This window comes from Halococcus sp. AFM35, assembly GCF_051195015.1.
In the GTDB taxonomy this organism is placed as follows: domain Archaea; phylum Halobacteriota; class Halobacteria; order Halobacteriales; family Halococcaceae; genus Halococcus.
This window is the reverse complement of sequence record NZ_JBNTJU010000009.1, coordinates 23,588-48,363: the sequence shown is the minus strand read 5'-3', so window position 1 is coordinate 48,363 and position 24,776 is coordinate 23,588. Positions and strand designations below refer to the sequence as shown.

The window sequence follows — 24,776 nt, the reverse complement described above, 5'->3', positions numbered from 1 at the left end:
TGATGGTCGGTTCGTCGTTCGCCTACGCCATCACGTTCATCTGAACCGGCGGACGGCGCGGACGCCCGGCACGGTACTTTTTTGTTCCACCCCTCGAACGCGGGAGCATGCCGCTCGAAACCATCTCCGCGGGACCGTGGTCGCTACTGCCGGCGCTGCTTGCCATCTCGCTGGCGTGGTACGTCCGCGATGCCCTCGTCGGCCTGTTCGTCGGCATCGCCGGCGGCGCGGTCGTCTATGGGACTTTTCGTCCCGAAGCCGTCGGCGTTCCAGCAGGCTTCGATGGGGTCGCCCAGTCGGTGCTCGGGGGGGTTCTCGGTATCACGGTCATCCCCGACCTCGTCGCCACGTCGCCGCTGTTCGCCGACCCGTGGTACGTCAAGAACGTGTTGCTCGCGCTCTTCGCCATCGGCGGGCTGATGGGGCTGATGATTCGCGCCGGGGCGATTCGCGGCGTATTGGAGGCGCTCGCTAGTCGTGTGGATTCGCCCGCCGACGCCGAGAAGGCTTCCTTCCTCGCGGGCATCATCATCCACATCGACGACTACTTCAACTGCTTAGTGGTGGGGTCGATGATGCGTCCCCTCACTGATGAATACGACGTCTCGCGGGCGAAGCTCGCCTACTACGTCGATTCTGCTGGGAGTCCGGCCGCCCGGTTGGCCTTCTACTCGACGTGGGGCGTCGCGCTCGTGGGCTTCATCGGGGCCGGTCTCACCGCCGCCGCACGGCAGAACGTTCTCCCATCGGATATGTCGAACTACGTCACTCGGACGGGCGACGGCGTACAGGCGGCCACCGACGCGGTCTGGCCGCTGTTTTTCAACACCCTCGGGTTCGCCTTCTACTCGTGGACGGCGCTCGTCATCGCCGCGCTGGTCGCGTGGCAGATAGTGCCGAATATCTTCGAGATGGGTCGTGAGGAGTCGCGTGCCCGCGCGGGCGATGGCGTCATCGGTCCCGATGCCGACCCGCTCATCTCCGACGAGGTGGCGAACTACGAGATGTCCGAGGCCGCGACGCCGGACTGGCGCAATTTCGCCGTCCCCGTGCTCACCATCGTCGGCGTGGGCCTGATGGCGATGTTCTGGCGTGCCTCGCCGGTCGTGAACGCCCCGCAAACGACGACGCCGTTCTCGCTCCTCGGATACCAGTTCGTCCTCCCCGCAGGCGGGCCGTGGTCGTTCAACATCGGCGGGATTCGTCTCGGTCTCGCCGCGATGATGGGCCTCCTCGTCGGGTTCGTGCTCTTCCGGGCGCGCGGGGACATCCCGACGAACGCCGACGCGACCGACGCGATGGTCAACGGGTTCAAGGGCATCTTCCTCGCGGCCGCGATTTTGACGCTGGCCATCACCATCCAGAACACCGTCTCGACGCTCGGGATTTCGAACTTCGTCACCGACTGGTTCCAAGGTATTCCCGTGGGACTCATCCCGGTGCTCGTCTTCGTCGTGACGGCGTTCGTCAGTTTCTCCGATGGCAGTTCGTGGGCGACCTACGGCATCATGTTCCCCATCGTCATCCCCGTGGCGTTCACCACCGGCGCGAACCTCCCGCTCGTCCTCGGCGCGGTCCTGTCGGGCGGTATCTTCGGCGACCACTGCTCACCGATTTCCGATACCACAGTGTTGTCCTCCTCGACCAGCGGGTCGGACCACATGGTCCACGTCCGCACACAGATTCCCTACGCGCTCGTGACGGCGGCCATCGCCGGCACGCTCTTTCTCGTGCTCGGGTTCGTGGTTCCGGGCGATTTCTCGCTCATCCCGTACTGAGACCGTTCCGTTTCGTTCAGCTCAGTCCGTGCCCCAGACGTCCGCGAGCGGATGGTCGTCGGGGTCAGTCTGCCGCTCCCGCCGTTCCGGCCACCCCGAATCACCGCTGTCGCCGCTCGCTGCATCCGGGTCGAACGCCGGCAGATTTGGACCCTCCATCCGGTCGACCTGCGCGGCGAACCACTCGGGCATCGCGCTTCGGGAACGGTCGAACAGGTCGAGCAGGCTCGCGTCCGCGAGATACGTTCGTCCGTAGTCCTCGGGCGAGCGAACGACGCGGCCACAGGCCTGAATCACCGTCTTGAGCGCCGTGCGGTAGTACCAGCCCCACCGGTCCTCCTCCAGTCGACGAGCGACCCGCGAATCGCGCGTGTTTGGATACGGTGCTTTGCAGAGCACCTGCCAGCGTGCGAGGTCCCCGTCGAGGTCGAGCGCCTCCTCCATCTTCACCGAGACGAACAGTTCGGGGTCGTCGGTTGCGAGCCACGATGCCAACTGTGCGTCCCTGTCCTCGCGGTCGTGGGTCCTGATGCGCTCGCCGACGCCGAACTCGCGGAGACGGTCGGCGAGACCCTCCGCAATCGCATACGAGTGGGCGTGGACGATACCCTTCTCGTCGCCGTGTTTCGCCAACAGTTGGACGAGCAGCCGGGCGATTTTCGGGATGGTTTCCTCGCGCTGGTCGTAGGTCATCTTGCCCTGCGTCACGTCATAGAGCGGTCGGTTTTCGACCGGAAAGGTGTGGGAGATGTCGACCAGCGCCGTCGAGTTCGGGTCGAGACCCACACCGCGACAGAATCCCTCCTTGTCGAGAATCGTCGCCGACAGCAGCGCGAACTTGTTGCCCCGCTCCCAAACGGTATGTGTGAGATACCGCTCGGGGTTCAGCGGCTTGATTGTCACGGGACTGTCCGCACCCTCGCCATCGACGACCCACGTGCTCGCACTCCCCGGGTCTCGATAGTCCGAGACGAACCAGTTCAGGTTCGAGATGAGTTCCTGAAGCCGGTCGCGTTCGGTGACTTCGGCAATCGAGAGTTCCTCGGCACCCACGAGGGTGTCCTTTCGGCGCGTACAGACATCGACGAGCCGGTCGGCGAAGCGCGCGGCCGCCTCCACGCCGTCGATATCCGGCACTGAAACCTCCTCCCAGACGGGGACCGTCCGGGGCCGGAGGTCGATGGTCGCGTACATCTCGGCCCACTCGGCGAGTCCGTGCGCCTCGTCGACGACGACCATGTCGCGCCGGCCGAAGGCGTCGGAGCCGGCGGTCTGCATGAAGTACGCGAGCGTCATCGCCGCAATCGACCTGTTCGAGGCGATGGCACGGTCGGAGAAGTACGGGCAGCGGTGACGTATTTCACAGTCGAAGCCGGTCTCGCGCGCACACGGCGCGCGGTCGACGGGTGTATCGGTCTCGCCAGGGAGGAGACACGAGTAGTTGCGTTTTCCCCTAATTACCTGCAAATCCGAGAGGAGCGGGTCGGCGGCGACGTCGTCGAGCTGTGAGACTTGGGGCGTGGTGTAGTACGCACCGATAGCTTCCTGCGGGTCGGCCTCGCCTGCTCTGCGCGCACAGCCGGCGATGGCGCGGGCGAGCAGCGACTTCCCGGAGCCGGTCGGCGCACGCACGAGCACGACGTCGTTGCCGGCCGCGAACGCATCGCGTATCTTCCCGAGAGCCTGCTGCTGGGTGCCGCGATAGGAGGGTGCGGGGAACTCGGTTTCGAGCCGCGCGAGGTTCACAGGGAAGGCACCGCCGCCCAGTAGGTAAGTCCTCCGAGCGACGCACGCTCATGACTATCCACCATGAAGCGAAACGCTACGTCCGCTCGTCGAGGGTCGCAACGTCGCCCGCACGTGGGTCGTCGGGGAGTTCCTCGATACAGCCGTAACAGAGGAAATGCTCCGACCCGTCCGCGAGTTCGAGCGTGAGGCCGCCGCTCTCGTCGCCGCCGAACGTCCAGAGGTTGGCGACGCCGCCGGCGATTCGCACCGCGCGTCCACAACCGTCACACGGCTCGGTGGCCATGTCCACGAGCGGGTGCGAGCGCGGATAGCCCTTTCTCACCGTTGGGAGTCGTGAAGCGGAAATTCACAGCTGGAATCGTGCTGTGACGACCGCCAGCACAGCACGATTCCGGACAACAATGAGTGACCGCAACCGCCACGCGCGCCACCGCGACCGAGTTCGGAGAGGTGGGGAGGGTTTCGTGGTGCGTTCGCTACCGCCGAGCGTGAACTTATGGCCCGTCCGCTCCTCGCGTTCCCATGCGCGTTCTGGTCACCGGCGCGACGGGGTTCGTCGGGAGTCGGCTCGTGCCCGCACTCTTGGCAGCGGACCACGATGTGGTCGTGCTCACCCGCGACGCCGAGGGCTACGACGGGCCGGCCGAGGAGGTGCGGGAAGGTGACATCCTCGACCCCGGCAGCTTCGAGCACGCCCTCGAAGACATCGAAGCCGCCTACTACCTCATCCATTCGATGGGTTCGGGGACCGATTTCGCCGCGCGCGACCGCCGGGCCGCTCACAACTTCCAGCGCGCGGCGAGCGAGGTCGGCATCGAGCGGGTCGTCTATCTGGGCGGGCTGGGCGAGACGCGCGAGCAGCTCTCGAAACATCTCCAGTCACGTCGTGAGGTCGAGGCCATCCTCGAAACGGGTGACTTCGCCCTCACGACGCTTCGAGCGGCCATCATCGTCGGCGACGGCTCGTCGAGTTTCTCGATGGTCGAGCAGTTGGTCCACCGCCTGCCGGTGATGGTCACACCCACATGGGTACGCACCGAGTGTCAGCCAATCGCCATCGCTGACGTCGTGACCTACCTCGTTGGCGTGCTCGACGTGCCAGAGACCGCCGACGACACCTACGAAATCGGCGGCCCGGAGGTGCTCACCTACCAGCAACTGCTCCGGCGCACGGCGGCAGTTGCGGACCGGCCGCTCTATATCGTCCCGGTGCCGGTGCTCTCGCCGCAGCTCTCGACGTACTGGGTCAATCTCGTCACCGACGTTCCCAAATCGGTGGCTCGGCCGCTGATTCTCGGGCTGAAAAACCGCGTCGTCGTCACCGACGAGCGCATCGAGGAACTGCTTCCCTTCGAGCGCACCGACTTCGAGACGGCCGTCGAGCGCGCGCTCGGCAGGGCCTCCGAACCCGACCCCGAACGTACCGCGGCGCGCGTGCGGGCCGACTGATGGCGGGTCCCGAATTCGGCGAGACGTGGACCTACGAGAGCATCGTCGGCGCGCTCCCTGGCATCCAGGTTTCGACGACGTTCGCGCTCGCCATTCAACTGGGTATCTTCGAGGTGGGTGTGGTCGTCCTCGCGTGGTACTATGACCTCTGGAACGTCGCGCTCGCGGGGAGTGCGGCCGTCTTCGTCGCGGGTATCGGCTCCATCGAGATGGTTCGCGTCGCCCGGCGGATTCGTAGCGTCCCGATGCCACCGGCCTACCGCCGGCTGCTGTTCGGCTCGAACATGGAGGTCGTGCTGGCGGTACTCGCCTTCAGCGCAATGCTCACTTACCTGTTCGTGCCCAACCCCGCGACCGGGCGCGAACCGTTTCTCGACCGCCTGCTCGGTCCCAGTCCTCCCGTCCTGGTCGTCTACTTCCTCCTCTTGGTGCTCTGGGACGTCTGTTATCGCATCGGCACGGGATGGTGGGCGACCGTCACGGCGGTCTGGCGCTCCTATCGGTACTCGTTCGACGCCGAAACGGCGCGGACGCTCCTGCGGGCCGACGTCGAGACCATCGCGTTCGGGCTGCTCCAGCTCCTCCTTGTGCCGTTCGTGCTCGACTATCCGGTGTTGCTCGCGGTGCTGGTCGCCCACGTCACGGCGGTGGTCGTGGTGACTGGCGTCTCGATGTGGTTGCTGTGGCGAAACGGGGACGAGGGCGCGGGCGCTACCGCGATTTGATCTCGCGGAACTGCGCGAGGAGGTCCTCGGCGTCGGCATCCGCGACGTCGTACTCGACGGTTCCCTCGTAATCGGTGCGGTCGTCGTCGCTGCTCACATCGACCGCACTCGCTTTCTCCTCACGGCGCTGGTGTTCGGCCGCGTCATAGGCACCCATTGACATAGTGATACACTGTAGGGTTGTTCATTCACGACCATGAATGTATCGGTGGTTCGGATTCGCATGAATCGTCGTCAAGCGGCGCTATCGACACGGGTAAACGCACGGAGAACCCATTCATACCGTGGCTGGACCGCTTCGCTTCCGTCTGTCGCACGAGCACTGGGACCGTGCTCGTCTCCGCCGGGACCTCTACGAGCCGCTCGATGCGACAATCGGCGCGGAACTCACCACCCCGTGGTTCAAACCGCCGGGTGACTACGCCGCTCGACGGCTCGAAATGGACAACGGCGACCGCGCATTCTTCCTCTGGAACGACGACGCCTACTGGCTCGGCAACACCGAGACCCCGGAAGCGCTCTGGCGCACCGACAAATACAGTTTCGGGGAGGTCCCCTATCCGGTGGCACGCTGGGCACAGCGCGAACTGCTCGCCGAGCTCGAACTACGGGACCCATGGCTCGCCCAGTACGAGCATCTCGCGTGGTTTTTCCTTCCGGTGCTCTTCTCGAAGGACGGCCGCGGGAGTTCGCGGGCCTTCTTTGCCGACCACGCCGCCGGCTTTCCCGACGCCGACCGCGACGACGCGCTCGCCTTCTACGAGCGATTTCTCTCGACGGGGGTCTTCGACAACTATCGCTACACGATGGCCGCGAAACTCGGCACCAGCGAGCACGTCGATAGCACCCGCATGAGCGCGACGATGAGCGAGTTCAACGCCGCGAAGGTGCTCGCCGACGCGGGCTATGCCCTCCGTCCGGAAATCGCAATGGACTCGGGCTACGCGCTCGATTTCCGGGTCGAGAAGGGCGGCAAGGGCGCGCTCGTCGAGGTCACGCGACCGGGCCGCCCGACCGGTCGAGCAGCCGACACGCCGACGGCGGCCGTCCGGGAGACGGCGCTTGCGAAAACCGACGGTCAGCTCGCCGCCCATCCCGATACTGTGCTGTTCGTCGACTGCACCTCCTTCTACGACGACGAATGGGCCGCCCTCCGGGGAGAAAAGCCGGGCGTCGGCCATCGTCCGGCGGTCGTCTTCCGCGTGCGGCCGGACGGCTCCGTCGCGGGCTATTGCGACGGCGGGGTGCCGCTCGACCTCGCTGCGGCCGGAATCAATTGAGGAGTGCGCTCAGAGCGAGACCGGCTCGTGGCCGTCGACGCCGAGGGCGGTCGGGTCACGGTCGGAGTAGTGCTTGCGACCGATTGCCGCATCGCTGACCGCGCTGTAGGTCGTGAGCCGTGCCTCCTCGGCCGTCTCGAAGGTCGTCGACTCCACCCGGCCGAGTGCGTCGCCGAAGGTTTCCGAGCCGTTCGGCAGCGCGAGTTCGAGGTCGCCGTGGGCGTCGATGAGTTCGTCGGCGGTCACGGGATAGCTGTGTGCGTCGAGCCGTTCGTCGATGTCGGTCATGAACTGCATGGTCGATGGGGACAGTCGAACCATCATAAACATTGTCTGGGGTTTCTGCCCCCGACCTAGTAGTTCATTTAGGGACACGAATCGCCCAGAACGGACTTATTCACGGCCCGTTTGTGACGAACAATGCCCGTTGCCGACCTCCACGTCCACACGACGAACTCCGATGGGACGATGAAACTCGACGAGGTCCCCGAAGCAGCCCGTGCGGCCGACGTCGACGTGGTCGCCGTCACCGACCACGAGCGCCTCCATCCCGACCTCGATACGCCAACCGACGAACTCGACGGAACGACGGCGATTCACGGCATCGAACTCCGTGTCGAGACCGAGCGCGGGCAGGTCGACCTGTTGGGCTATGGCGTGGAACCGACGGCCGAACTTCGTCGAGAACTCGACCGACTCCAGGAAGACCGCATCGAACGCGGGCGAGCCATCATCGGCTGCGTCGAGGAGCGCCTCGACTGCGACCTCGCGCTCGAACCCGCCGAGGGTATCGGTCGCCCGCACATCGCCCGCGCCATCGACGAAAGCGGTGCCGACTACGACTATCAGGGCGCGTTTGCGGAGGTCATCGGTAGCGACTGCCCGTGTTTCGTCGCCCGCGACCTTCCGCCCTTCGAGCGCGGGGCCGCCCTGCTCGCCGAGTCGTGTGGCGTGGTCTCGCTCGCCCATCCGCTTCGCTACGGCGACCCCGAGAGTGCGCTGGCGCTCACGAAATCGACCTACGTCGATGCCGTCGAGCGCTACTACGACTACGGCCGGCCGGTCGACGTCACGCCGGTCGAACACACGGTCGAGCAGTATGGATTGCTCACAACCGGCGGCAGCGACGCCCACGACGACACCCTCGGGCGTGCCGGACTCGACGGGGACGAATACCGGGCGTTCGACGAGCGACTGTCGGCGTCCACGAGGAGCGTCCACCGGACGTGAGCCGCCGCGGAAAGAAAACCTCGCCGACAGGATAGCGGAGGGTTCAATGTCCACCGCCCCCAAACACGGGTGATGCAGTGTCACTACTGCGACCGTGAGGCCGCCGTCGCCGTCGAAAAGGACGCCCTGAAGGTCGGCCTCTGCCGTGACCACCTCCGCGAGCGACTGAGCGAACTCGCCGACGACGACGCCCTCGCCGGCCTGCAGGACGAACTCGACATCGACCGCTCGGAGTTCTGAATCACGAGGAGTCCGGTTTCCGCACCGCGAACAGCATGGCGTGGGCGACGTCGATGTCCTCGGGGTCGGTGACCCCGTCGTCGACGCGTCCACGCGCCCGGAAGGCATAGATTCCGGGACCGACGTCGCCGAGACGGAGCAGCCCGTCGTCGGCGCTCTCGTCGGGGTTTTCCCCGCCGATGCCGACCGTCCACGTGTAGGACTTCCCCGAGCGGAGCGCGACCGGGTTTGCCTCGTCGGCGCTCGACCCGCTCGTGGGTGCGACGAGCCGCCACCCCTCCTCGGTGAGACGGGTCACGAGCCCGTCCGAGGTCACGTAGAAGGCGGAGCCGGAGCCGACCCGCTTGATGGTGAACTCGATGAGGTCCGGCGGCGGGTGCGCCTCGCGTTTCGAGGCCGTGTAGTTGATCGCCTTCGGCCCGTCGTCGTCCTCGCGGTAGCAGATCGTGCGTGTCACCGCGTCGAAATCGAAGCTCTGGAACTTCGGGCAGTCGTACTGGCCGAGTGGTTTGGTCGGTGTGACGGGTTTGGGCGACTCGTCGCCGTCGAGACCGAGCGTCGAGCGCACGCCGCCGAGACACCCACTCATACCGACGGCCGCGAGCGTGACGAGCGCTTCCCGGCGTCGCATACCGTCCCTGTGACGACCGAACAGATAACCCCTCGGCCGGGCATACGCGGGTCGGTATACGGGCCGAGGGATTATCAGGCGGGGAGTCGTCCGCCCGCTCGATGCTCATCGACGAAACCGACGCCGAGTGGCAGACGATTGGACCCGACGACACCGGCTTCCGGCGCAAACAGCTCGGAGCGGCCGCCGACGGCGAGGCCATCGGCTGTAGCCTCTACGAACTGCCGGCCGGCGAGGGGGCATGGCCGTATCACTACCACACCGGGAACGAGGAGGCGCTGTACGTGCTCGCTGGCACTGGTACGCTTCGTCTCGACGGCGAGGACCACGACCTCGCCCCCGGTTCGTACGCCGCCTTCCCCACGGGCGAAGAGAGCGCCCACCGCGTCGTCAACGACGGCGACGAGGTCCTTCGGTATCTCGTAGTATCGACGATGGACGAACCGGACGTGGTGGGCTATCCCGACGCGGACGCACTCGGCGTCTACGCCGGCACGCCGCCCGGCGGCGACGAGGACGAGCGCGTTCTCTCGGGCTTTTTCCGCGAGGACGACCGACTGGATTTCTGGAATGACGTCGCTGGCGAGGAATGACCTGCATTCGACGGCACAACGGATAGGGTCTCGCCGCACCTCTCGACACTTGCTATGACGAACAACGACATCGACGCCGGCATGGACGTCTACGACAGACACGGCGAGGAGGTCGGCACCGTCGCCACCGTCGAGGACGACACGGCGTACGTCGACCTCGACCCCGGTCTCACCGACGAGGTGAGATCGAGTCTGGGCTTCGGCGACACCGACGAGGATACCTACGCACTGCGCGACGAGATGGTCGACACAGTTGCTAGCGACGGCGTCCACCTCCAGGGCACGCACTGAATATCGACGGAATTTTCGCGCGCGGGTCCGAGAGGCAGCCATGACCGAACAGCCTCGACTCGTCTACGACGACGACTGCGGGTTCTGCACGTGGTGTGCGGACTGGGCCGTCAGAAACGGTGGTTTCGAGCCAGTGGGATTCTCGGAACTCACGCCCGACGAGCAGCGCCGCCTCCCCGACGACTACGAGGAGTGTGTCCATCTCCTGGTCGACGACGCGGTGTACTCGTGTGGCAAGGCCACCGAGGAAGTCCTCCGGCGAACGGGGACGCTTCCCGACGAACCGTTCGGCTTCCTGAACGGGTTCGCCGACTACGAGCGCTTTCGGGAAGATGCCTACCGGTTCGTCGCCGACCGCCGCGACCGGTTGGGGAGCGTGGTGAGCGCCGACCCGCCGGTGCGGCGCTGACGGCGAACACCGCGGGACGGCCTGGGTGTCGCGGCGGTGTCGGTATCGAGAACGACACGTCTGGACACGAACTGCGAAAGATAGTCGGAGCTTACAGTTCAGCCCTATTCGAACGCCGAGAACCCGGTCAAATCCTGTCCGAGAATCAGCGAGTGGATGTCGTGGGTTCCCTCGTAGGTGTAGACCGTCTCCATGTTGGCCATGTGGCGCATCGGCGAGTAATCGGTCGTGATGCCGTTGCCGCCGAGCATCTCGCGGGCGACCTTCGACTGTTCGCGCGCCATGCTGACGTTGTTGTATTTGGCCATCGAGACCTGCTGTGGACGCATCTCCCCGCGTTCTTTGAGGTCGGCCAGCCGGTGGGAGAGCAGCTGTGCGGTCGTGATTTCGGTGGCCATCTCGGCGAGTTTGCCCTGCTGGAGCTGGAAGCTCGCGATGGGTTTGTCGAACTGCTCGCGGTCGGTGGCGTACTCGCGGGCGGTCTCGAAACAGTCCCGGGCCGCACCGACCGCCCCCCACGTGATGCCGTACCGAGCCTGTGTGAGACAGGAGAGGGGGCCCTTCATCCCGGAGACGCCCGGCAGGACGTTCTCCTCGGGCACGCTGACGTTCGAGAGGCCGATTTCGCCGGTCACGGAGGCGCGCATCGAGAGTTTCTCGTCGATCTCGTTCGTGCTCACGCCATCCCTGTCGGTCTCGACGAGAAAGCCCCTCACAGGAGAGTCTTCGGCCGACGTGTCGCGCGCCCAGACCACGGCGACATCCGCAATCGGGGAATTGGTAATCCACGTCTTCGACCCCGAGAGGACGTACTCGTCGCCGTCCTTCTCCGCGCGAGTCTCCATCCCGGAGGGGTTCGAGCCGTGTTCGGGTTCAGTGAGGCCGAAACAGCCCACTTTCTCGCCGCTTGCGAGGTCGGCGAGCCACTCCTCCTTCTGTTCGTCGGAGCCGAAGGCGTGGATAGGGTACATCACCAGCGCGCCCTGCACGCTCGCCATCGAGCGAATCCCCGAATCGCCCGCTTCGAGTTCCTGCATCAGGAGTCCGTAGGCGGTTTCTGAAACCCCCGGAAGGCCGTATCCATCGAGGTTCGGCGCGTAGAACCCCAACTCGCCCATCTCGGTGATGAGCTCGTCGGGGAAGGTACCGTTCTCGAAGTGCTCGCCGATGTCGGGGTTGACCTGTTCGTCAACGAACTCGCGGGCCGTGTCACGGATCATCCGCTCCTCTTGGTCGAGGTCGCCTTCCAGCCCCACGTAATCGAGCATACCGGACCTACACGGCAGACCCTGATAAACCTCCCCGTATGCTGCGCGCAACCGTTTTGCCCGTCTCCACCGATGGACACGGACGAATGACGCTCTACCCCACCGAACAGTGGCTAGAGGTGTACAAAGACCATCTCAACGACAGCGACGACCTCGACGAGGCCGGCGCGGGCTGGGGCGTCGACTTCGACGGCGACATGTATTTCGTCATCACCAACGTGCCGCTTTCTACGACCACGCTCGGCGACCTGCCCGACGAGGCGATGGAAGGGCTTCCCGACCAGCTGCGCGACCAGCTCGCGGACATCCCGCTCGATACGGCGAACGACCTCATCGACGAGGACGTCAGAGAACAGATGCCCGAGCAGAGTCGGGACTTGCTCCGACAGGTCGACGAGGACATCAACGACGGCACCATCTACGCGTTCATCGGGTTGTACGATGGTGGGTGTGAGGAGGTCGCGGTCGTCGAGGACCCGGACGAGCGCGACGTCGGGTTCAGGCTTCGTGGGACCCACGAGACGTGGGGCGGTCTCGTCCGGGGCGACGTCGAACCCATCCCGGCGGTGATGAGCGGCGACCTCGAAGTCGAGGGCGACATGCAGAAAGTCCTTCAATACTCGGGCGCGACGGAACTGCTCGGCGACATCGCCGCGGAAGTCGAAACAACCCACCTGTTCTGAGACAATGAGGACCGAAACGACCGACGACACCGCAGCACGCATCGAGCGTGTGCTCGACAAACCCGACGACGAACTCGCGGCGGAGCTACCGGGACTCCTCGATGACATCGAAGGTCGAACCGAGCAGCTCCTCCTCGACAATCCCGCATTGTTCGCCCGCGTCACCCAGCGGATGGATGCGGTCGATATCGCCGGGTTCGCAACCGAATGGCCCGAAACCGTCGAGCAGTTTCAGGGAATGCTCTGGACCGGCATGGAGCTGCTCGTCCAAGCCAGTTCCGATGTCCAAGCGTCGATTGCCGAGGACATCAGTGTGAATTTCGCGGCGACCGACGCGCCGATGACCGGCCACCTCCGTGTCGTCGAGAGCGAGGAAACCGTTCACGGAGGCACCGACCTGCTCGACGACCCCGACCTCACGATTACTGGCCCGGCCGACGAACTCGTCGCGCTCATCACGGGGAACGCGGACCCGATTCAGGGGTTCATGCAGCAAGACTACGACATAGACGGCGACATCCAGAAGGGGACCCGCCTCGCCGCGACGATGAACGAACTCACGAAACTGCTTCCCGGGTAGTGCGCCGATAGGCTACGCGATTCGTTCCGCCATCTGCTCGTCGCGCACGTCACGGACCTGCTCGGTGAAGTTCTCGAACAGCGTCTTCGCCTCGCAGGCTTTCGCGTAGTTTTCTTCGGTGATGCCATCGAGAACAGTTTGAATGCGCTCGTCGGGGAGGTCCTTGCCCCGTGTCACGCTTTCGGCCGTGTCCATGTCGTATTCGGGATGGAACTGTACGCCGAAGGCGTTGCCGACGCGGAAGCCGTGGATGCCGTAGTCGTTTTCGGCGGTTCGCTCCGCGCCCGGGGGGAGTTCGGTCACGGTGTCGGAGTGGGTCGTGAAGACCGTCACCGTATCGTCGAGGAGGAGTCCGTCGCCCTCGACCTCGCGGTAGCCGATTTCGTACTCACCCATGTCCTCGACTATGCCACCGAGCGCTTCGGCGAGCAGCTGGTGGCCGAAACAGATTCCAAGGACGGGCATATCGCGCTCCGCGGCCGCGCTGACCCACTCCTCCAGTGAACGTATCCACGGCTCGTCCCAGTAAACGGAGGCACGCGAACCGGTGACGACCGCGGCGTCGAAGGCGAACGTGTCGGGTACGTCCTGCTGAACGTCGAACTCGACGAGGTCGGCGTCGAGTTCCCGGCGGAAGTTTCGCGGTGTGGAGGGTGCTTGTGAGGCGTTGAGGAGTGCAATCCGAGGCCGACGCATCTAGTTGTCCGTGGTTATCACTCCTGCCTATTGTACGTTGTGTTCCTCGCAGGGTATTTCCCGTTGTCCACTCGATACCATCGACGAGCCAGTGTTCGTCGTCTCGGAACGTCGCGCATGATTCGGCAGTACCGCGAACTCTGCAACCGCGAAAGCGTGTCCGTGACGCTGCGGTCGTCTTCCGATTGCAGCCGTCGTGGTCCGAAAATCACCACGATTCCAGCCGGTCGGTCGTAGCTTGCGGCCACTCCATCGAGACGTTCCGGGAACGTTGCATTTCGGTACCACTCAGCAGCGTCCGCACGTCGTCTTCGAGCCGGTCGGCGTATTCGAGCCGTATTCGTCGCGCCTCGGGAACGGAGATGCTGGAGCGGCGTTCGATCTCCGCCGCAATCGGTCGATACTCCCGTGGGTCGATGGACATCCGTTCGAGATACGTCCACACCGCCGGCGAGTCGAGACCGTGTTCGATTGCCGCCGCCGTGAGTTCCGTGAGCTCCTCGAAGGCCGGAACACGAATGTGTCGAGGCCCGACACCCGGGTCGCCGATTTCGACCGGCTTGACCGCGGTCTGGGCGACGAGCCGCGAGATATCAGTCGTCAGTTTGACGATCTGTGAGGGGAGGGCCGTGTCCGGTGCTCGCCACTCGACGGTCGGGAAGTCCCGTCGCACTCGAATCGGTGCCATGATGACGTCTTCGGGCCGGAAGTGAGCCTCGAACTCCCGCTCGGTGACGCCGCGGTCGAGCGCGAGCACACGGAACGCCTCGTAGGACGCAGCGAGTCGCTCGTTCCACGCCGCGACGTCCGTCATGTACTCCCAGAGGTCCCGAAAGCGGACGAACTCCTCGCCACACAGCGACCGATAGGCGTGCGGGCGCGAAGCGGACATGAGTCCCTCGCCAGCGTAATACGGCGACGAACTCACGAGCGCGAGCGCGGGGTCGAGCGCAGTGAGGAGGTTCACCTGTCGCGCGACGTTGCCGGCGTCGAAGTGGACGTGTGTCCCCGCACACTGCATGGCGGGTTTCAGTCCCACCCCATAGATCCGTTCGAGGAGTCGCCCGCGTTCACTCACGACCGGCGAGGAGCTATCGGCGAGGGGCGTCCCGAGCGGGACGAGTCGCAACCCCTCCGCGTCGGCCGCAGCGAGCACCGTCCGGAGCGTCGACTGCAACGTGTGGCGGAGTTCGAACTCGCTCGCCACCGGCGGCGTCTTGACTTCGATCATCGCGGCGACGAACTCGGGTTCGACGCACTCGTGGGCGGTGACTAGCTCACGCCCGTCGCAGAGCGCGCCCGTTTCATCGACTACCCAGTACTCAGTTTCGACTCCTATCTTCATGATAACTCACCTCCAACCCCCGCAAATCAGGGCTGTACACGACTGAGGCGGTGAACCCGTTTATACTTGTCTATTTTATGAAAGAATTTCTACACTATCTGCGGTTCAGTCGGAGACCTGTTCGAGCCACTCCTCGGCGCGGCTCTCGGGAATCTCGGCGGCGTCGACCACGGTCTCGATGTCCGCAGCGGCGAGGTCGTCGGTCGTCTCGATGCCCGCCTCGCGCAGGCGGTCGGCGTAGGTCGGGCCGATGCCTTCGATGCTCTCGATATCGTCGCTGCCGTCACGGGATTCCTCGCCCGTGCTTTCCTCGGTGTCCTCGGTAGTGCTGGTCGGTTCCTGCGTGTCGACCGCTTCATCCACTTCGTCGCTCGCCTCGTCGATTTCGATGTCCGTGGCGTCCAGTTGTGAGCGCTCCTCGAACCACTCACAGACCTCGGGCCAGACGTCCGCATGGGAACTCCCCGAGACCGAGAGACCGATATGCCCGGTGGAGTATTCGATGACATCGGTGTCCTCGCTGCCGATGACCTCGTTGAATGGTTTGCTCGTCTCGGAGGGTATCAGGTGGTCGTATTCCCCTGTGATCTGGAGCACCGGCATGTCGATGTTCGAGATATCGACGTGCTCGTCGCCGAGATACAGCTCGTTGTTGTAGAGCTTGTTGTCCTGATAGATGTCCGTGACGAACTGGGCGAACGTGTCGCCGGCGACGTCGATGCCCTCCGAGAGCCAGCGCTCCATCCGCCCGAAGTTCTCGATGAAGTCGTCGTTTTCGAGGTTGTCGTAGAGGCGGACGTACTTCGAGACGTAGTTCGAGACGGGGTCCATCAGCGCGAAGCCCACGTCGAGCATCTCGGCGGGCGCGTTTCCATAGGTTTCGGTGAGGTCCTCCGGCGAGAAGTACTCGTCATCACCCCAGAGTTCGAGCACGCCCCCAGTATCGTCGAAGCAGAGACCGGCGGCCATCAGCCCCAGATTCCGGACTTTTTCGGGGTGGAGCGCGGCGTACATCGCCGACATCGTGCCGCCCATGCAGTAGCCCAGCACGTTGATGGAATCCTGTCCCGAGCGCTCGCGCACCTCGTCGACACAGTTGTCGATGTAGCGGTTCACGTAGTCATCGAGCGTGAGATGTTGGTCCAATCTGGAGGGTTCGTTCCAGTCGATCATGTAGACGTCGAAGCCCGCTTCGAGCAGCCGCCGGACGACCGAGCGGTCGGGCTGGAGGTCCAGAATGAACGGCTTGTTGATGAGCGCGTAGATGATGAGAATCGGCACGTCGTGCTGTTCGTCGGTCTGGGGTTCGTAATGCAGCAGTTCGAGCTTGTTTTCGGTGTATACCACGTCGCTCGGCGTCGCCCCCACCTCGACGGAGGCCATCTGGGCGAGCTGTTCGGGAGCGATTTCGGTCTTCTCGATGGCGTCGGCAGCCGCCTCGAAGCTCTGGCGCTGGGCGTCGAGGTTCATCGCGAACGGGTTGAACGGCTGTGCGTCGCGTTCGCTCATTATTCCTCCAGGAGGCGGTCGAGTTTCTTCGCAACCTCGTGCTGGCGGCGTTCGAGTTCGATGAGCCGCTCGGCCACCTCGTCGACGTCGTCGCGGGTGGCGAAGCCCAGACTTTCGAGGGTGTCCTGACTCATGTCGTCGATCTCCTGCTGGAGGTCCATCATGTCGCCGACCATCTCACCCGTGCCGGCGGCGAAGGCCGTGGTCCCCATCACTTCCGAGAACGCCTCGTTGGCGCTCTGGAGCCAGATGTCACGGAACTCGGTCATGTCGACGTCCTCGCCCTCGGCGGCGTCGGCGATGCGCGAGGACATCTGTTCGGCGGCCTCGACCCAGACCTCGTAGGCGCGGCCGTAGCCCGCCATGCCGTCTTCCATGGTGTCGCCATCGGGCGTCGAGTCCTCGAAGGCACCCATCCACGACTCCATGAACGCCGCTTGGGCCTCCATGTTCTGCTCGAACGATTTGGCCACCGCGTCGTTCATGTCGTTCATCATCGTCGCCCAGTGCTCCTGTATCTCCTCGGGGTCGGTGTTGCTCATACTGCTCATAAGTGTGTGGGTGTGAAAAGTGTGTGTCCGTTAGGCCGAGACCTGCGTCTCGAACTCCTCGGCTTGGGATTCGAGCTGGCTCTGGAACTGCTCGACCTGTTCTTGGAGCTGCTGTTGGAACTCCGTCGCTTGCTCCAACTGCTGTTCGGACTGGGCTTCGAACTGTTCTTGGATATCGGCCATGCGCTCCATCTGTTCGTCGAGTTGGCTTTCGAAGCTCTCGGCGAGCTCCTCGTTTTGGCTTGCTGCCTGCTCGACCATCTCAACCATCTGCTCTTGGACCTGCTCGTGGGCCTCGAACAGCTCGTCGAAGCTTTCCGCGAGCGTCTCCGTGTAGTCGTCGGCGAACTCTTCATGACTGTCGAGACCCTGCTCGAAGGCACTCGTGAGCTGGTCGAAGCTCTCGGCGTGGACGTCCTTCAGCTGGGCGAATCCTTCCTCGGCCGGCTCGCGGAACTGCCGGACGCTCGCGCCGGCCGGCGTGGCGGTCTCCATCGCATCGAAGTAGCTCTGGGTCGCGTTTTCGGCGGTCTCGACGCCCTGGCGCTGGAGGTTCTGTTGGCTCTCGATGCCCGAGAGCATCATCTTCCCGGCGTTTTGCTGGAAGTCGATGCCCTGCTCGATGGCCTGCTGGCTCTGTTCCAACACTGTGCGCTGCATTTCGAACGTCGCTTCGATTGGGGTTGTGTACTGACTCATGATTGGTCTCTGTTGCGTTTGACCGGGACGACGACCGTCTGGACGATGTCGCCTTCCTCGATGTCGAGCGCCTCGCGTTCGGCGTCGGGAATCGAGATGCGTCCGCCGCTCTGGACGCGCGTCTTGAAGGTCGCCGTCCCCATACTGGAGGCGGCGATTCCCGGGAGGCTGCTCGGTCCCGACTGTCCGGCGTTCATCATCTGTTTCGCGAACTCCGTCTGTTGCTCGACGGCCTGCTCGCTGGCCTCTTGGAACTGCTTTGCCCACAGCGCCGGCGGCCACGTCGCGTCGTCTTCGTCGGTCATCGCTCACCCCCACCTACACCCTCAGAGCGGATAAGGATTGCGCTCGTTACCATCAATAACCATTCGATGGTATAGCGAGTGCAGAGATGGTGGGTTGTGGTTCGCGGTCGCTGCCGAAGATGTGCCGAAATCGTCGGATGAGTACCCAGAGATGGGGAAAAACGCCTGCATGGGAGTCGAAATCATTTATATACGTCGGTCCCGTACACGGGGTAGCCCATGAGCTCCGAATCGAAGCCCTCCACGCTGACCGATGCGTGGGTTCGCAACTCCACGTACTTCCTCGACAGCGTCCTCGCGGCCAACCGCGCCACGCTCGCCGCACTCGGCGTCGACACCGACGAGGAGGTCATCGCCGGCGAGGAGCGCCCGGAGTGGACCGTCGAACTCACCGAGGACCGCCGCGATGCGCTCTCGGTCGGCGACAGGGTCGAGTTCTCGAAACGCCTCACCGACGACGATGTCCGGTCGTTCGCCGACGCCAGCGGCGACACGAACCCGCTCCATCTCGACGAGGAGTATGCAGAAGGAACGATGTTCGGCGAGCGCATCGCCCACGGCACGCTCGTCTCGGGCCTCATCAGCGCCGCGCTCGCGCGCCTGCCCGGTCTCGTCATCTACCTCTCACAGGACGTCGAGTTCCACAACCCAGTAAGCATTGGCGACCGCGTGACCGCCGAGTGCGAAATCGTCGAGGACCTCGGCGAGAACCGCTATCGGCTCCGCACCACGATCAAAAACGGCGAGGAGACGGCCATCGACGGCGAGGCGGTCGTCATGCTCGACGAGCCTTAGAGAAAGTCGCCCACGAGACGATTGAATTTTTCAGGGTGCTCCCGCGGCGGCCAGTGGCCACACCGCTCGAACGGTTCGAACTCGCCGTTCGGGATTCGCTCTGCGGCCCGCTCTGACCACGCGATGGGAAAGATGGGGTCCTCGCGGCCGTGAATCAACAGCGTCGGGGCTTCGAGTTCGTCGAGGCGGTCGAGATAGCACGTCTGCAATCCACACGCACGAAACTCGTCGCGCTGCCATGTGCCGAGCGCGCGCGCCGCCGTCGGCCCGACCGCGCGCTGCACGTCGGCGACGAATCCCGACGAGGAGTTCACCGTGAGGCCGGCGAGGCTGCCCGCGACCAGTGCCGGATTCAGCAATCCAGCACCCAGCCAGCTGTCGAATCCCGGCGTGTTGAGCAGCGCCGCCCCGCCGGGCCGCCACGGCGCGTCGCGGCCCAAACCATAACTATCGACGAGCACGAGGCGCTCGATTCGCTCCCCATCGTCAAGCGCGTGCCCGAGCGCGACGGCCCCGCCCATCGAGATGCCGACGAGGCTCGCCCGCTCGATGGCGAGCGCGTCGAACAGGCCATCGAGAACAGCCATGTACGAGTCCATCGTGTACTCGTCGGCTCCGTCGCTCTCGCCGTGGCCCGGAAAGTCCGGCGCGATGACTCGATGGTTTTCGGCGAGATGGGGAAGGGTATGTTTCCACGAGACGCTCGCCGCATCGAGTCCGATGCCGTGGAGCAGGATTACGGGGTCGCCCTCGCCCGCAGTCAGGTAGCGGATGCCGACCGACTCGGAACCGGCTTCGACCGTGACTCGTTTCGACTCGACGCCCGCTAGCCCCTCGTTCATACCCTCCACTCGGGGAGCACGCGGATGAGCGTTCGCAAACACCGAGCGACGGTGGGAACTCACGTCGTGATTGGCGCGAAAACGAGACACGCTGACTCCCGAATCGACGATACCGACCGCCTGCTCATCGACACCGAGGAAACTCGTGTGACTATCGACCCCCGGTAGGCTGCTCTCGCTTGCACCCCTTCGACTACAAAAAGAATCGGCGTTGCTTACACCCTGTAAACAGGGGAGTACCTGCTGACTCGGTTCCATCCGGAACCCATCCTAAATGTGAAATAAATATCAACCGTTAGCATTTTTCTTTAATCGTTCTTTCACAACGAGAGACTTGTCATTGAGTTCCCGATATATGTCTTCCTCCCCGATATATGGCTCAGATTTGTTAATAAAATAGTCCATCTTTTCGATCTGATTCTTTTGCAGTTCTTCCGAGTCTCCCAAGCCGTAGTAATCACTATTATCTAGGATATCCGCAGCTTTAACAGCCACCGCACTTCTCCCCATTTCGAAGCATCTTTTATAAATATCGTAGTGTCGTTCGAGATAGTCGTCGATATTCTCGTCAAAACTAGTGGATTCAACAATATTTATAACTTCTTTCCCGAACTTCGAACAGATTTCATCGGAGGTGACATCTGTATCCTCTAGTAGGTCGTGGAGAAGGCCAGAGATGACGATACGCTTTTCGTAATCTCTGTTGTAAAGATTCATTCCCACTCTTGTACTGTGGAGGATCACCGGTTTCGGATTGTCTCCCGAGGATTCGAACGAATGCACCAGATATTGAATAGCCCGTTCGATCTCTTCATCTTCCTCTATATTCCTCATCTCTATGATTAGAGAGCGGATGCGTTCTTAAGTTCGTTTTGACACGAACAACCTGAGATGTCGTTGCTAATCAGCCCACCTTGGGGCTGGTAGGACGAGAACGAACCACCCCCACGACCCGCAACGATCATTTCTCGACGTCGAGCAACGCGACCCGTTCGCAGACGAGCGCCGCGAGACCCGCGTCCGTCGCCGCCAGTTCCCGCTCCTCAACGTCGAAAAACGCCCGAACGCGCTCTTCGTCGAGCGAATCGAGCGTGTCTTCGGCGTCGAGCAGGTTTTCGATCTCCCTCGCCGTTGCCCGCTCTGCGCCCCCGTTCTCGGCAGCGACGAGCACGACGACCGGTTGTTCGCCCTCGCTCACGCCGAGTTCGAGCGCCTGCTCGATTTGCCGGCGGCCGGCGGCGTACAGCAGGATTTCGACCGCGCGCTCGCGCGCGACCGCCTCGTCGCGTTCGCGTGCCCGGTCGGCGAGTGCGAGTGCCCGCTCCAGATGGGTGCGCGAGACGATATAGCGCGCGTCGAAGGCCTGCACCGTACAGCCGTGCTCGTCGCCAATCGCCCCGAGTCGGTCGACGAACTCCTCGATATTCTCGACCGTCGCCTCCCCTTCGACGAGTTCCATCAAGGGACCTCCTGAATCTCGGATTCGGCCATCAGAACTCACCGAGATTCGACTGGTCGTCCCCGTCCGTTTCGTCACCGACGACCGCAACCGACCCCGCCGGCTCGACAGCCGCCATCGATGGGTCGCTCCGCCCGACGTTTTCGAGAACGTTCTCGGCGGTCTTCGTCCGCCCGCGGAGCGCACCCAACACCACGGATTTGTCGGCGTTGCGGAGGTCCGCGCGCGTCTCGATGTCGTTCTCGAACAGTCGGCGGGCGCGCTTACGGCCCACGCCGCGTACGCCCGCGAGGTCGATGAGTTCCGGGCGAATCCCGTGGGCCACACGAGTACGGGCCTCCCTGACGGCGGGTGCCCACTCCAAGCCGAGTTCGCCGGCGAGGCGCTCGGCGGCCGACAGCAGCCACTCGGCGGTGTCGACCTTCCCCCGCAGGTCGCCCGGACCGATGCCGTAGCGGTCGGTAATCGTGCTTTCGTCCAACTCGCTGGCCCAGTCGTCGAGCATGCTGGCGGTCTTGAGCGCCGAGAGCCAGTCCTCGAAGCGCTCCTCGAACTCGCTCGGGACGCTCCCCAAAAGCTCGCTCTCGCGTTCGTGGGCGAGCATGGTGTACTCCTCGCGGTCGCCCGAGCGCAAGTAGAGTTCGTACATGTCCGGCGTGCGACTCACGAGGTGAAAGAGTCCGAGCGCGCTCGGGCGGTCGTCGGCGCTTTCGAGACCGTCGACGATTTCGGCGGCGCTCATCGGGTCGAGATAGAGTCTCGAGACCGTGTGGCCGAGCGACGTGGCTTCGAGGTCGTCGCCATCGCGTTCGAGGAAGTCGTTGGCGACGAGATAGTCGAGCATCGAATCCATGACCCGTTCGAGACGCCCCCCTTCGGTGGTCTGGGTCGCATAGAGGGTTCGGTCGAGGAATTCGAGTAATCCCGACCGCGAGCCGGCGAACCCGGAGGCCACGGTCGCAAGCAGATGCGTGCGGAGGGCGGGTTCGGCGGCGAGTTTCGAGCGCACGGGTTCGGGGTCGGTCCAGATATACCTATCGAACAGTTCGTCGAGTTCGTCGTGGCTCTTCGCAAGAAGGAGCGACTCCCCGTATGGGTCGAGTCCCGGCCGGCCGGCACGCCCGCACATCTGGTGGACTTCGAGCGTCGAGAGCGGTTTCATGCCGCCGGCCTCGCCCGAATACCGCCGCCAATCGCGGACGACGACGCGACGACTCGGCGTGTTGACGCCGGCCGCGAGCGTCGGCGTCGCCGAGACCACCTTCAGCAGGCGCTCGCGGAAGGCCTCCTCGACCAGTTCGCGGTGGTCGCTCGCCAGGCCCGCGTGGTGGAAGGCCGCACCGTCCTCTACTGTGCTCGCCAAGTCCGCGCTCGTCTCGGTATCGCTCACGTCCCGGATTTCGGCGGCGACGTCGGCGAGGCGCTCGCGTTCCTCCCCTGTGAGTTCTCCTTCGACCGTGTCGGCGAGCCGGCGGGCCTCGGCCTCTGCGTTGCGCCGGGAATTGACGAACACGAGCGTCGAGCCGTCGTCTTCGAGCGTATCGCGCACGATGGCGGCGGTCGGCTTCTCGCCGTCCCTGACCGCGAGTTCGTGCTGTGCGCCGTCCTCTAAATGCACGGCCTGTCCGAAGTGGACGCCCTTCTTCAACTCGATGGGTCGCCACGTCGAATCGACGAGTTCCGCATCGAGCCAGTCGGCGAGGATTTCCGGGTTGCCGATAGTTGCCGACAGCGCCACGGTTTGCAGGCCAGGATTGCGCTGGCGGAGTTTTGCGAGCGTCACCTCCAGCGTGGGACCGCGATGGCCGTCGTCGACGAGATGGACCTCGTCGGCGACCACACAGCTCAACTGTGAAATCCACGGCGCATCGTTCCTGACGAGCGAGTCGACCTTCTCGCTGGTGGCGACGATGATATCGCAAGAGGCGAGCCACTCGCCGTCGGACTCGTAGTTTCCGGTCGAGACTCCGATGGAGAGTCCGTACTGCTCGAAGGTCTCGAACTCCGCGCGCTTCTCGCCGGCGAGCGCGCGCAGCGGGACGATGTAGAGGGCTGTGCCACCGCGGGCGACGCTCGCGGTCATGGCGAGTTCCGCGATGAGGGTCTTCCCCGATGCCGTGGGCACGCTCGCCACTAGACTTTGGCCGTCGGTGACGCCCGCTTCGACCGCCTCCGTCTGTGGAGGGTACAGCTCCTCGATGCCCTCCTCGCGCAGATGCTCGGGCAGCCACTCCGGGACCGCCGACAGCTCCGAGACGTTCATTGTATCCTCTCTGCCCGTCTCGGGGTTTAAACTGTCGTCCGAGCGCGGTGAAAGTGAACAGTATGAGGAGACAAACCACTACTGTTGCTGATTCACGAACTCAATGTAGCCACTGTGAGTTTCTTCGCGTAGTAGTTTGGCCATCTCGATAGGGTCTCTTCCGTCAATCATGTCAATCTCTTTCTCTACTACCCATCCTGCGTCACTATATAATGCAACTTGCACAACGCTCTCCTCAGTTCCAAACACGAGTGTTGCCGTTTCCGTTTTAGACATATCCTCATGAGTTAACTTACCTTCAAAATAGATTGGTTCGAAATAAACGGATTTGCCGTCCCACTCGTCCTGATTTTCGCGCCATTCACCCAGTTCTACTTTTTCAACCGGGCGTTCAGGAAGTGATTCGATAACGCGATGGTTGGTAAGGCAAACCTCGCATTCCTGGTCAAGATAGTCTAGCGGATTGTGATTCTCGATCTGTCGCTTCATGCTTTCCGCGTGAGCGCGAAACGAGTCGGATTCGAGAGTTTGTTCAGGGTTCTCCAACATCCGCTCCAATATCTTTTCTTGACTCTCCTCGGACGCTGTGCGCTCTAACACGAGTGTGCCGCGTTGAACGAGAAAATTTTCGATATCGCGTGGAATTCGTTGGGGTGTTCGGATTCGACCTGATTCCTCTATCTCTGTGTTACTGAATCCGGCGAAGTGAGGAGGTTGAATACACGTTATAAGCGCAATTTTGGGTAGTTTGACGTAGTAGTGCGTCCTTGCGCCGTGAACGACTGTGGCGTCTATCGCACGGTCTCGATAGAATTCCCATCGATCAGGGAGTTCGGACGGATCTGTTCGCAATTCCAGATCGCTAAGTAGTACCATGTGGTGTGTGAACGGGTCTTTGTGGACTGGTGCGTCGTTTAGGATGATATCGTGCCAGATGTCTCGCGCATCCTCAACGGCTTCTCTTTGATGTTGTGGTAGGCTTTCCCACTCTGAAAGGTCCGAGTGGATGAGTCGCCAATTGAGAGAGATATGGAACCGGTGGAGCCAGTCGTCGTGACTGAATGTGGTTGAGTCTTCTCGTTGATATGGATGATAGATGTATCCCGCAACGGGACTCTCGAATTTGTTGAGGTGCTGTTCACAGTCTGGGCACAGCAACTTCTCGTTATAATCTTGGATTCGTTCGTTGGGGTTCTCATATCCACGAAGGAATGGTGATGCCCCGCTCTTTTTGAGGTGTTTGAAGACGAATCTGGGAATGATGTGACTGTCTCTAAGTTTCGCTTCATCGCCGCAGAGTGCGCATTTGGAGGGCATTGGATTTACCAATTTTAGAGTTTCAGGGCTTATAACAAGATGGTCGGAGAGACCGGTACCGTACGCGACAGCCACATTCCCCCGCGCCG

The 24,776-nt window shown here is 63.3% G+C and carries 30 protein-coding genes; 13 read left to right on the top strand and 17 right to left on the bottom strand.

Annotation, left to right across the window (positions count from 1 at the left end):
• Positions 1-107 precede the first annotated feature (107 nt).
• Positions 108-1,778: a Na+/H+ antiporter NhaC family protein gene (locus ACQUQO_RS09130; protein ID WP_435077676.1), complete on the top strand. Its 1,671-nt coding sequence runs from the start codon at positions 108-110 to the stop codon at positions 1,776-1,778.
• A gap of 21 nt (positions 1,779-1,799) precedes the next feature.
• Here ACQUQO_RS09130 and ACQUQO_RS09125 read toward each other — a convergent pair whose 3' ends face one another.
• Positions 1,800-3,524 (bottom strand): helicase C-terminal domain-containing protein, encoded by a 1,725-nt coding sequence (locus ACQUQO_RS09125; RefSeq protein WP_435077675.1) that lies wholly within the window; start codon positions 3,522-3,524, stop codon positions 1,800-1,802.
• 76 nt (positions 3,525-3,600) lie between these two features.
• Positions 3,601-3,810: a DUF7561 family protein gene (locus ACQUQO_RS09120; RefSeq protein ID WP_435077674.1), complete on the bottom strand. Its 210-nt coding sequence runs from the start codon at positions 3,808-3,810 to the stop codon at positions 3,601-3,603.
• Positions 3,811-4,049: 239 nt separating this feature from the next.
• On the opposite strand from ACQUQO_RS09120, the gene ACQUQO_RS09115 reads away from it, so the two are divergent.
• Both ACQUQO_RS09115 and ACQUQO_RS09110 read left to right on the top strand, forming a co-directional pair.
• Positions 4,050-4,976, top strand: a complete 927-nt coding sequence (locus ACQUQO_RS09115; RefSeq protein WP_435077673.1) for an NAD(P)H-binding protein — start codon at positions 4,050-4,052, stop codon at positions 4,974-4,976.
• Entirely contained in the window at positions 4,976-5,701 is a 726-nt protein-coding gene (locus tag ACQUQO_RS09110; protein WP_435077672.1) for a DUF7530 family protein, read from the top strand. The genes ACQUQO_RS09115 and ACQUQO_RS09110 overlap by 1 nt, the downstream gene beginning before the upstream one ends.
• On the opposite strand, the gene ACQUQO_RS09105 is transcribed toward ACQUQO_RS09110, so the two are convergent.
• Entirely contained in the window at positions 5,688-5,864 is a 177-nt protein-coding gene (locus tag ACQUQO_RS09105) for a DUF5786 family protein (RefSeq protein ID WP_435077671.1), read from the bottom strand. The two genes, ACQUQO_RS09110 and ACQUQO_RS09105, sit on opposite strands and share 14 nt — an antisense overlap.
• A 121-nt stretch (positions 5,865-5,985) precedes the next feature.
• On the opposite strand from ACQUQO_RS09105, the gene ACQUQO_RS09100 reads away from it, so the two are divergent.
• The gene (locus ACQUQO_RS09100) at positions 5,986-6,981 is read left to right on the top strand and encodes a DUF5784 family protein (RefSeq protein WP_435077670.1); all 996 of its coding nucleotides are present in this window, start codon (positions 5,986-5,988) and stop codon (positions 6,979-6,981) included.
• Between the two features lie 9 nt (positions 6,982-6,990).
• On the opposite strand, the gene ACQUQO_RS09095 is transcribed toward ACQUQO_RS09100, so the two are convergent.
• Complete coding sequence (locus tag ACQUQO_RS09095; protein ID WP_435077669.1) at positions 6,991-7,278, bottom strand: DUF5789 family protein; 288 nt, start codon at positions 7,276-7,278, stop codon at positions 6,991-6,993.
• A gap of 123 nt (positions 7,279-7,401) precedes the next feature.
• On the opposite strand from ACQUQO_RS09095, the gene ACQUQO_RS09090 reads away from it, so the two are divergent.
• Together ACQUQO_RS09090 and ACQUQO_RS09085 are read left to right on the top strand one after the other, a co-directional pair.
• A complete protein-coding gene (locus ACQUQO_RS09090; RefSeq protein ID WP_435077668.1) occupies positions 7,402-8,211 on the top strand; it encodes a PHP domain-containing protein in 810 nt (269 codons plus the stop codon).
• A gap of 72 nt (positions 8,212-8,283) precedes the next feature.
• Positions 8,284-8,451, top strand: a complete 168-nt coding sequence (locus tag ACQUQO_RS09085; protein ID WP_435077667.1) for a DUF6757 family protein — start codon at positions 8,284-8,286, stop codon at positions 8,449-8,451.
• Between the two features lies 1 nt (position 8,452).
• Here the strand turns inward: ACQUQO_RS09085 and ACQUQO_RS09080 are convergent, their stop codons facing one another.
• Entirely contained in the window at positions 8,453-9,082 is a 630-nt protein-coding gene (locus ACQUQO_RS09080) for a hypothetical protein (RefSeq protein WP_435077666.1), read from the bottom strand.
• 101 nt (positions 9,083-9,183) lie between these two features.
• On the opposite strand from ACQUQO_RS09080, the gene ACQUQO_RS09075 reads away from it, so the two are divergent.
• Genes ACQUQO_RS09075 through ACQUQO_RS09065 form a run of 3 tightly spaced genes read left to right on the top strand, consistent with a single transcriptional unit; the run spans position 9,184 to position 10,375 of the window.
• Entirely contained in the window at positions 9,184-9,675 is a 492-nt protein-coding gene (locus ACQUQO_RS09075) for a cupin domain-containing protein (protein WP_435077665.1), read from the top strand.
• Positions 9,676-9,729: 54 nt separating this feature from the next.
• Entirely contained in the window at positions 9,730-9,966 is a 237-nt protein-coding gene (locus tag ACQUQO_RS09070; RefSeq protein ID WP_435077664.1) for a hypothetical protein, read from the top strand.
• Positions 9,967-10,006: 40 nt separating this feature from the next.
• Positions 10,007-10,375, top strand: coding sequence for a DCC1-like thiol-disulfide oxidoreductase family protein (locus ACQUQO_RS09065; protein ID WP_435077663.1), 369 nt, complete (start codon positions 10,007-10,009; stop codon positions 10,373-10,375).
• Positions 10,376-10,479: 104 nt separating this feature from the next.
• On the opposite strand, the gene ACQUQO_RS09060 is transcribed toward ACQUQO_RS09065, so the two are convergent.
• Positions 10,480-11,643 (bottom strand): acyl-CoA dehydrogenase family protein, encoded by a 1,164-nt coding sequence (locus tag ACQUQO_RS09060; RefSeq protein ID WP_435077662.1) that lies wholly within the window; start codon positions 11,641-11,643, stop codon positions 10,480-10,482.
• Between the two features lie 86 nt (positions 11,644-11,729).
• Between ACQUQO_RS09060 and ACQUQO_RS09055 the strand changes: the two genes are divergently transcribed.
• Entirely contained in the window at positions 11,730-12,326 is a 597-nt protein-coding gene (locus ACQUQO_RS09055) for an SCP2 sterol-binding domain-containing protein (RefSeq protein WP_435077661.1), read from the top strand.
• Positions 12,327-12,330: 4 nt separating this feature from the next.
• Positions 12,331-12,906, top strand: a complete 576-nt coding sequence (locus ACQUQO_RS09050; protein ID WP_435077660.1) for an SCP2 sterol-binding domain-containing protein — start codon at positions 12,331-12,333, stop codon at positions 12,904-12,906.
• A gap of 12 nt (positions 12,907-12,918) precedes the next feature.
• Here ACQUQO_RS09050 and ACQUQO_RS09045 read toward each other — a convergent pair whose 3' ends face one another.
• The 6 genes from ACQUQO_RS09045 to ACQUQO_RS09020 form a co-directional block, all read right to left on the bottom strand.
• On the bottom strand, positions 12,919-13,602 hold the full coding sequence (locus tag ACQUQO_RS09045) for a type 1 glutamine amidotransferase (protein WP_435077659.1): 684 nt from the start codon (positions 13,600-13,602) through the stop codon (positions 12,919-12,921).
• A gap of 208 nt (positions 13,603-13,810) precedes the next feature.
• Complete coding sequence (locus tag ACQUQO_RS09040) at positions 13,811-14,947, bottom strand: glutamate-cysteine ligase family protein (protein WP_435077658.1); 1,137 nt, start codon at positions 14,945-14,947, stop codon at positions 13,811-13,813.
• A 105-nt stretch (positions 14,948-15,052) separates the two neighbouring features.
• Positions 15,053-16,456 (bottom strand): class III poly(R)-hydroxyalkanoic acid synthase subunit PhaC, encoded by a 1,404-nt coding sequence (gene phaC, locus ACQUQO_RS09035; protein ID WP_435077657.1) that lies wholly within the window; start codon positions 16,454-16,456, stop codon positions 15,053-15,055.
• The gene (locus ACQUQO_RS09030; protein ID WP_435077656.1) at positions 16,456-16,998 is read right to left on the bottom strand and encodes a poly(R)-hydroxyalkanoic acid synthase subunit PhaE; all 543 of its coding nucleotides are present in this window, start codon (positions 16,996-16,998) and stop codon (positions 16,456-16,458) included. Before ACQUQO_RS09030 ends, phaC begins: the two co-directional genes overlap by 1 nt.
• Before the next feature lie 39 nt (positions 16,999-17,037).
• Positions 17,038-17,706, bottom strand: a complete 669-nt coding sequence (locus ACQUQO_RS09025; RefSeq protein ID WP_435077655.1) for a hypothetical protein — start codon at positions 17,704-17,706, stop codon at positions 17,038-17,040.
• Complete coding sequence (locus ACQUQO_RS09020) at positions 17,703-18,011, bottom strand: AbrB/MazE/SpoVT family DNA-binding domain-containing protein (RefSeq protein WP_435077654.1); 309 nt, start codon at positions 18,009-18,011, stop codon at positions 17,703-17,705. The genes ACQUQO_RS09025 and ACQUQO_RS09020 overlap by 4 nt, the downstream gene beginning before the upstream one ends.
• Positions 18,012-18,230: 219 nt before the next feature.
• Between ACQUQO_RS09020 and ACQUQO_RS09015 the strand changes: the two genes are divergently transcribed.
• A complete protein-coding gene (locus ACQUQO_RS09015; protein ID WP_435077653.1) occupies positions 18,231-18,806 on the top strand; it encodes a MaoC family dehydratase in 576 nt (191 codons plus the stop codon).
• On the opposite strand, the gene ACQUQO_RS09010 is transcribed toward ACQUQO_RS09015, so the two are convergent.
• On the bottom strand, positions 18,803-19,648 hold the full coding sequence (locus tag ACQUQO_RS09010) for an alpha/beta fold hydrolase (protein WP_435077652.1): 846 nt from the start codon (positions 19,646-19,648) through the stop codon (positions 18,803-18,805). The genes ACQUQO_RS09015 and ACQUQO_RS09010 overlap by 4 nt on opposite strands.
• A 24-nt stretch (positions 19,649-19,672) precedes the next feature.
• Here ACQUQO_RS09010 and ACQUQO_RS09005 point away from each other — a divergent pair, with 24 nt between their 5' ends.
• On the top strand, positions 19,673-19,816 hold the full coding sequence (locus tag ACQUQO_RS09005) for a hypothetical protein (RefSeq protein ID WP_435077651.1): 144 nt from the start codon (positions 19,673-19,675) through the stop codon (positions 19,814-19,816).
• Between the two features lie 120 nt (positions 19,817-19,936).
• Here the strand turns inward: ACQUQO_RS09005 and ACQUQO_RS09000 are convergent, their stop codons facing one another.
• From ACQUQO_RS09000 to ACQUQO_RS08985, 4 genes are all read right to left on the bottom strand, one after another.
• On the bottom strand, positions 19,937-20,482 hold the full coding sequence (locus ACQUQO_RS09000; protein ID WP_435077650.1) for an HD domain-containing protein: 546 nt from the start codon (positions 20,480-20,482) through the stop codon (positions 19,937-19,939).
• 127 nt (positions 20,483-20,609) lie between these two features.
• Positions 20,610-21,107: a KEOPS complex subunit Cgi121 gene (cgi121, locus tag ACQUQO_RS08995; protein WP_435077649.1), complete on the bottom strand. Its 498-nt coding sequence runs from the start codon at positions 21,105-21,107 to the stop codon at positions 20,610-20,612.
• Positions 21,108-21,138: 31 nt separating this feature from the next.
• Positions 21,139-23,370 carry an ATP-dependent DNA helicase gene (locus tag ACQUQO_RS08990; RefSeq protein ID WP_435077648.1) on the bottom strand — a complete coding sequence of 744 codons (2,232 nt, stop codon included), beginning with the start codon at positions 23,368-23,370 and terminating at the stop codon, positions 21,139-21,141.
• Between the two features lie 78 nt (positions 23,371-23,448).
• Positions 23,449-24,762: a hypothetical protein gene (locus tag ACQUQO_RS08985; RefSeq protein ID WP_435077647.1), complete on the bottom strand. Its 1,314-nt coding sequence runs from the start codon at positions 24,760-24,762 to the stop codon at positions 23,449-23,451.
• Positions 24,763-24,776: the final 14 nt, after the last annotated feature.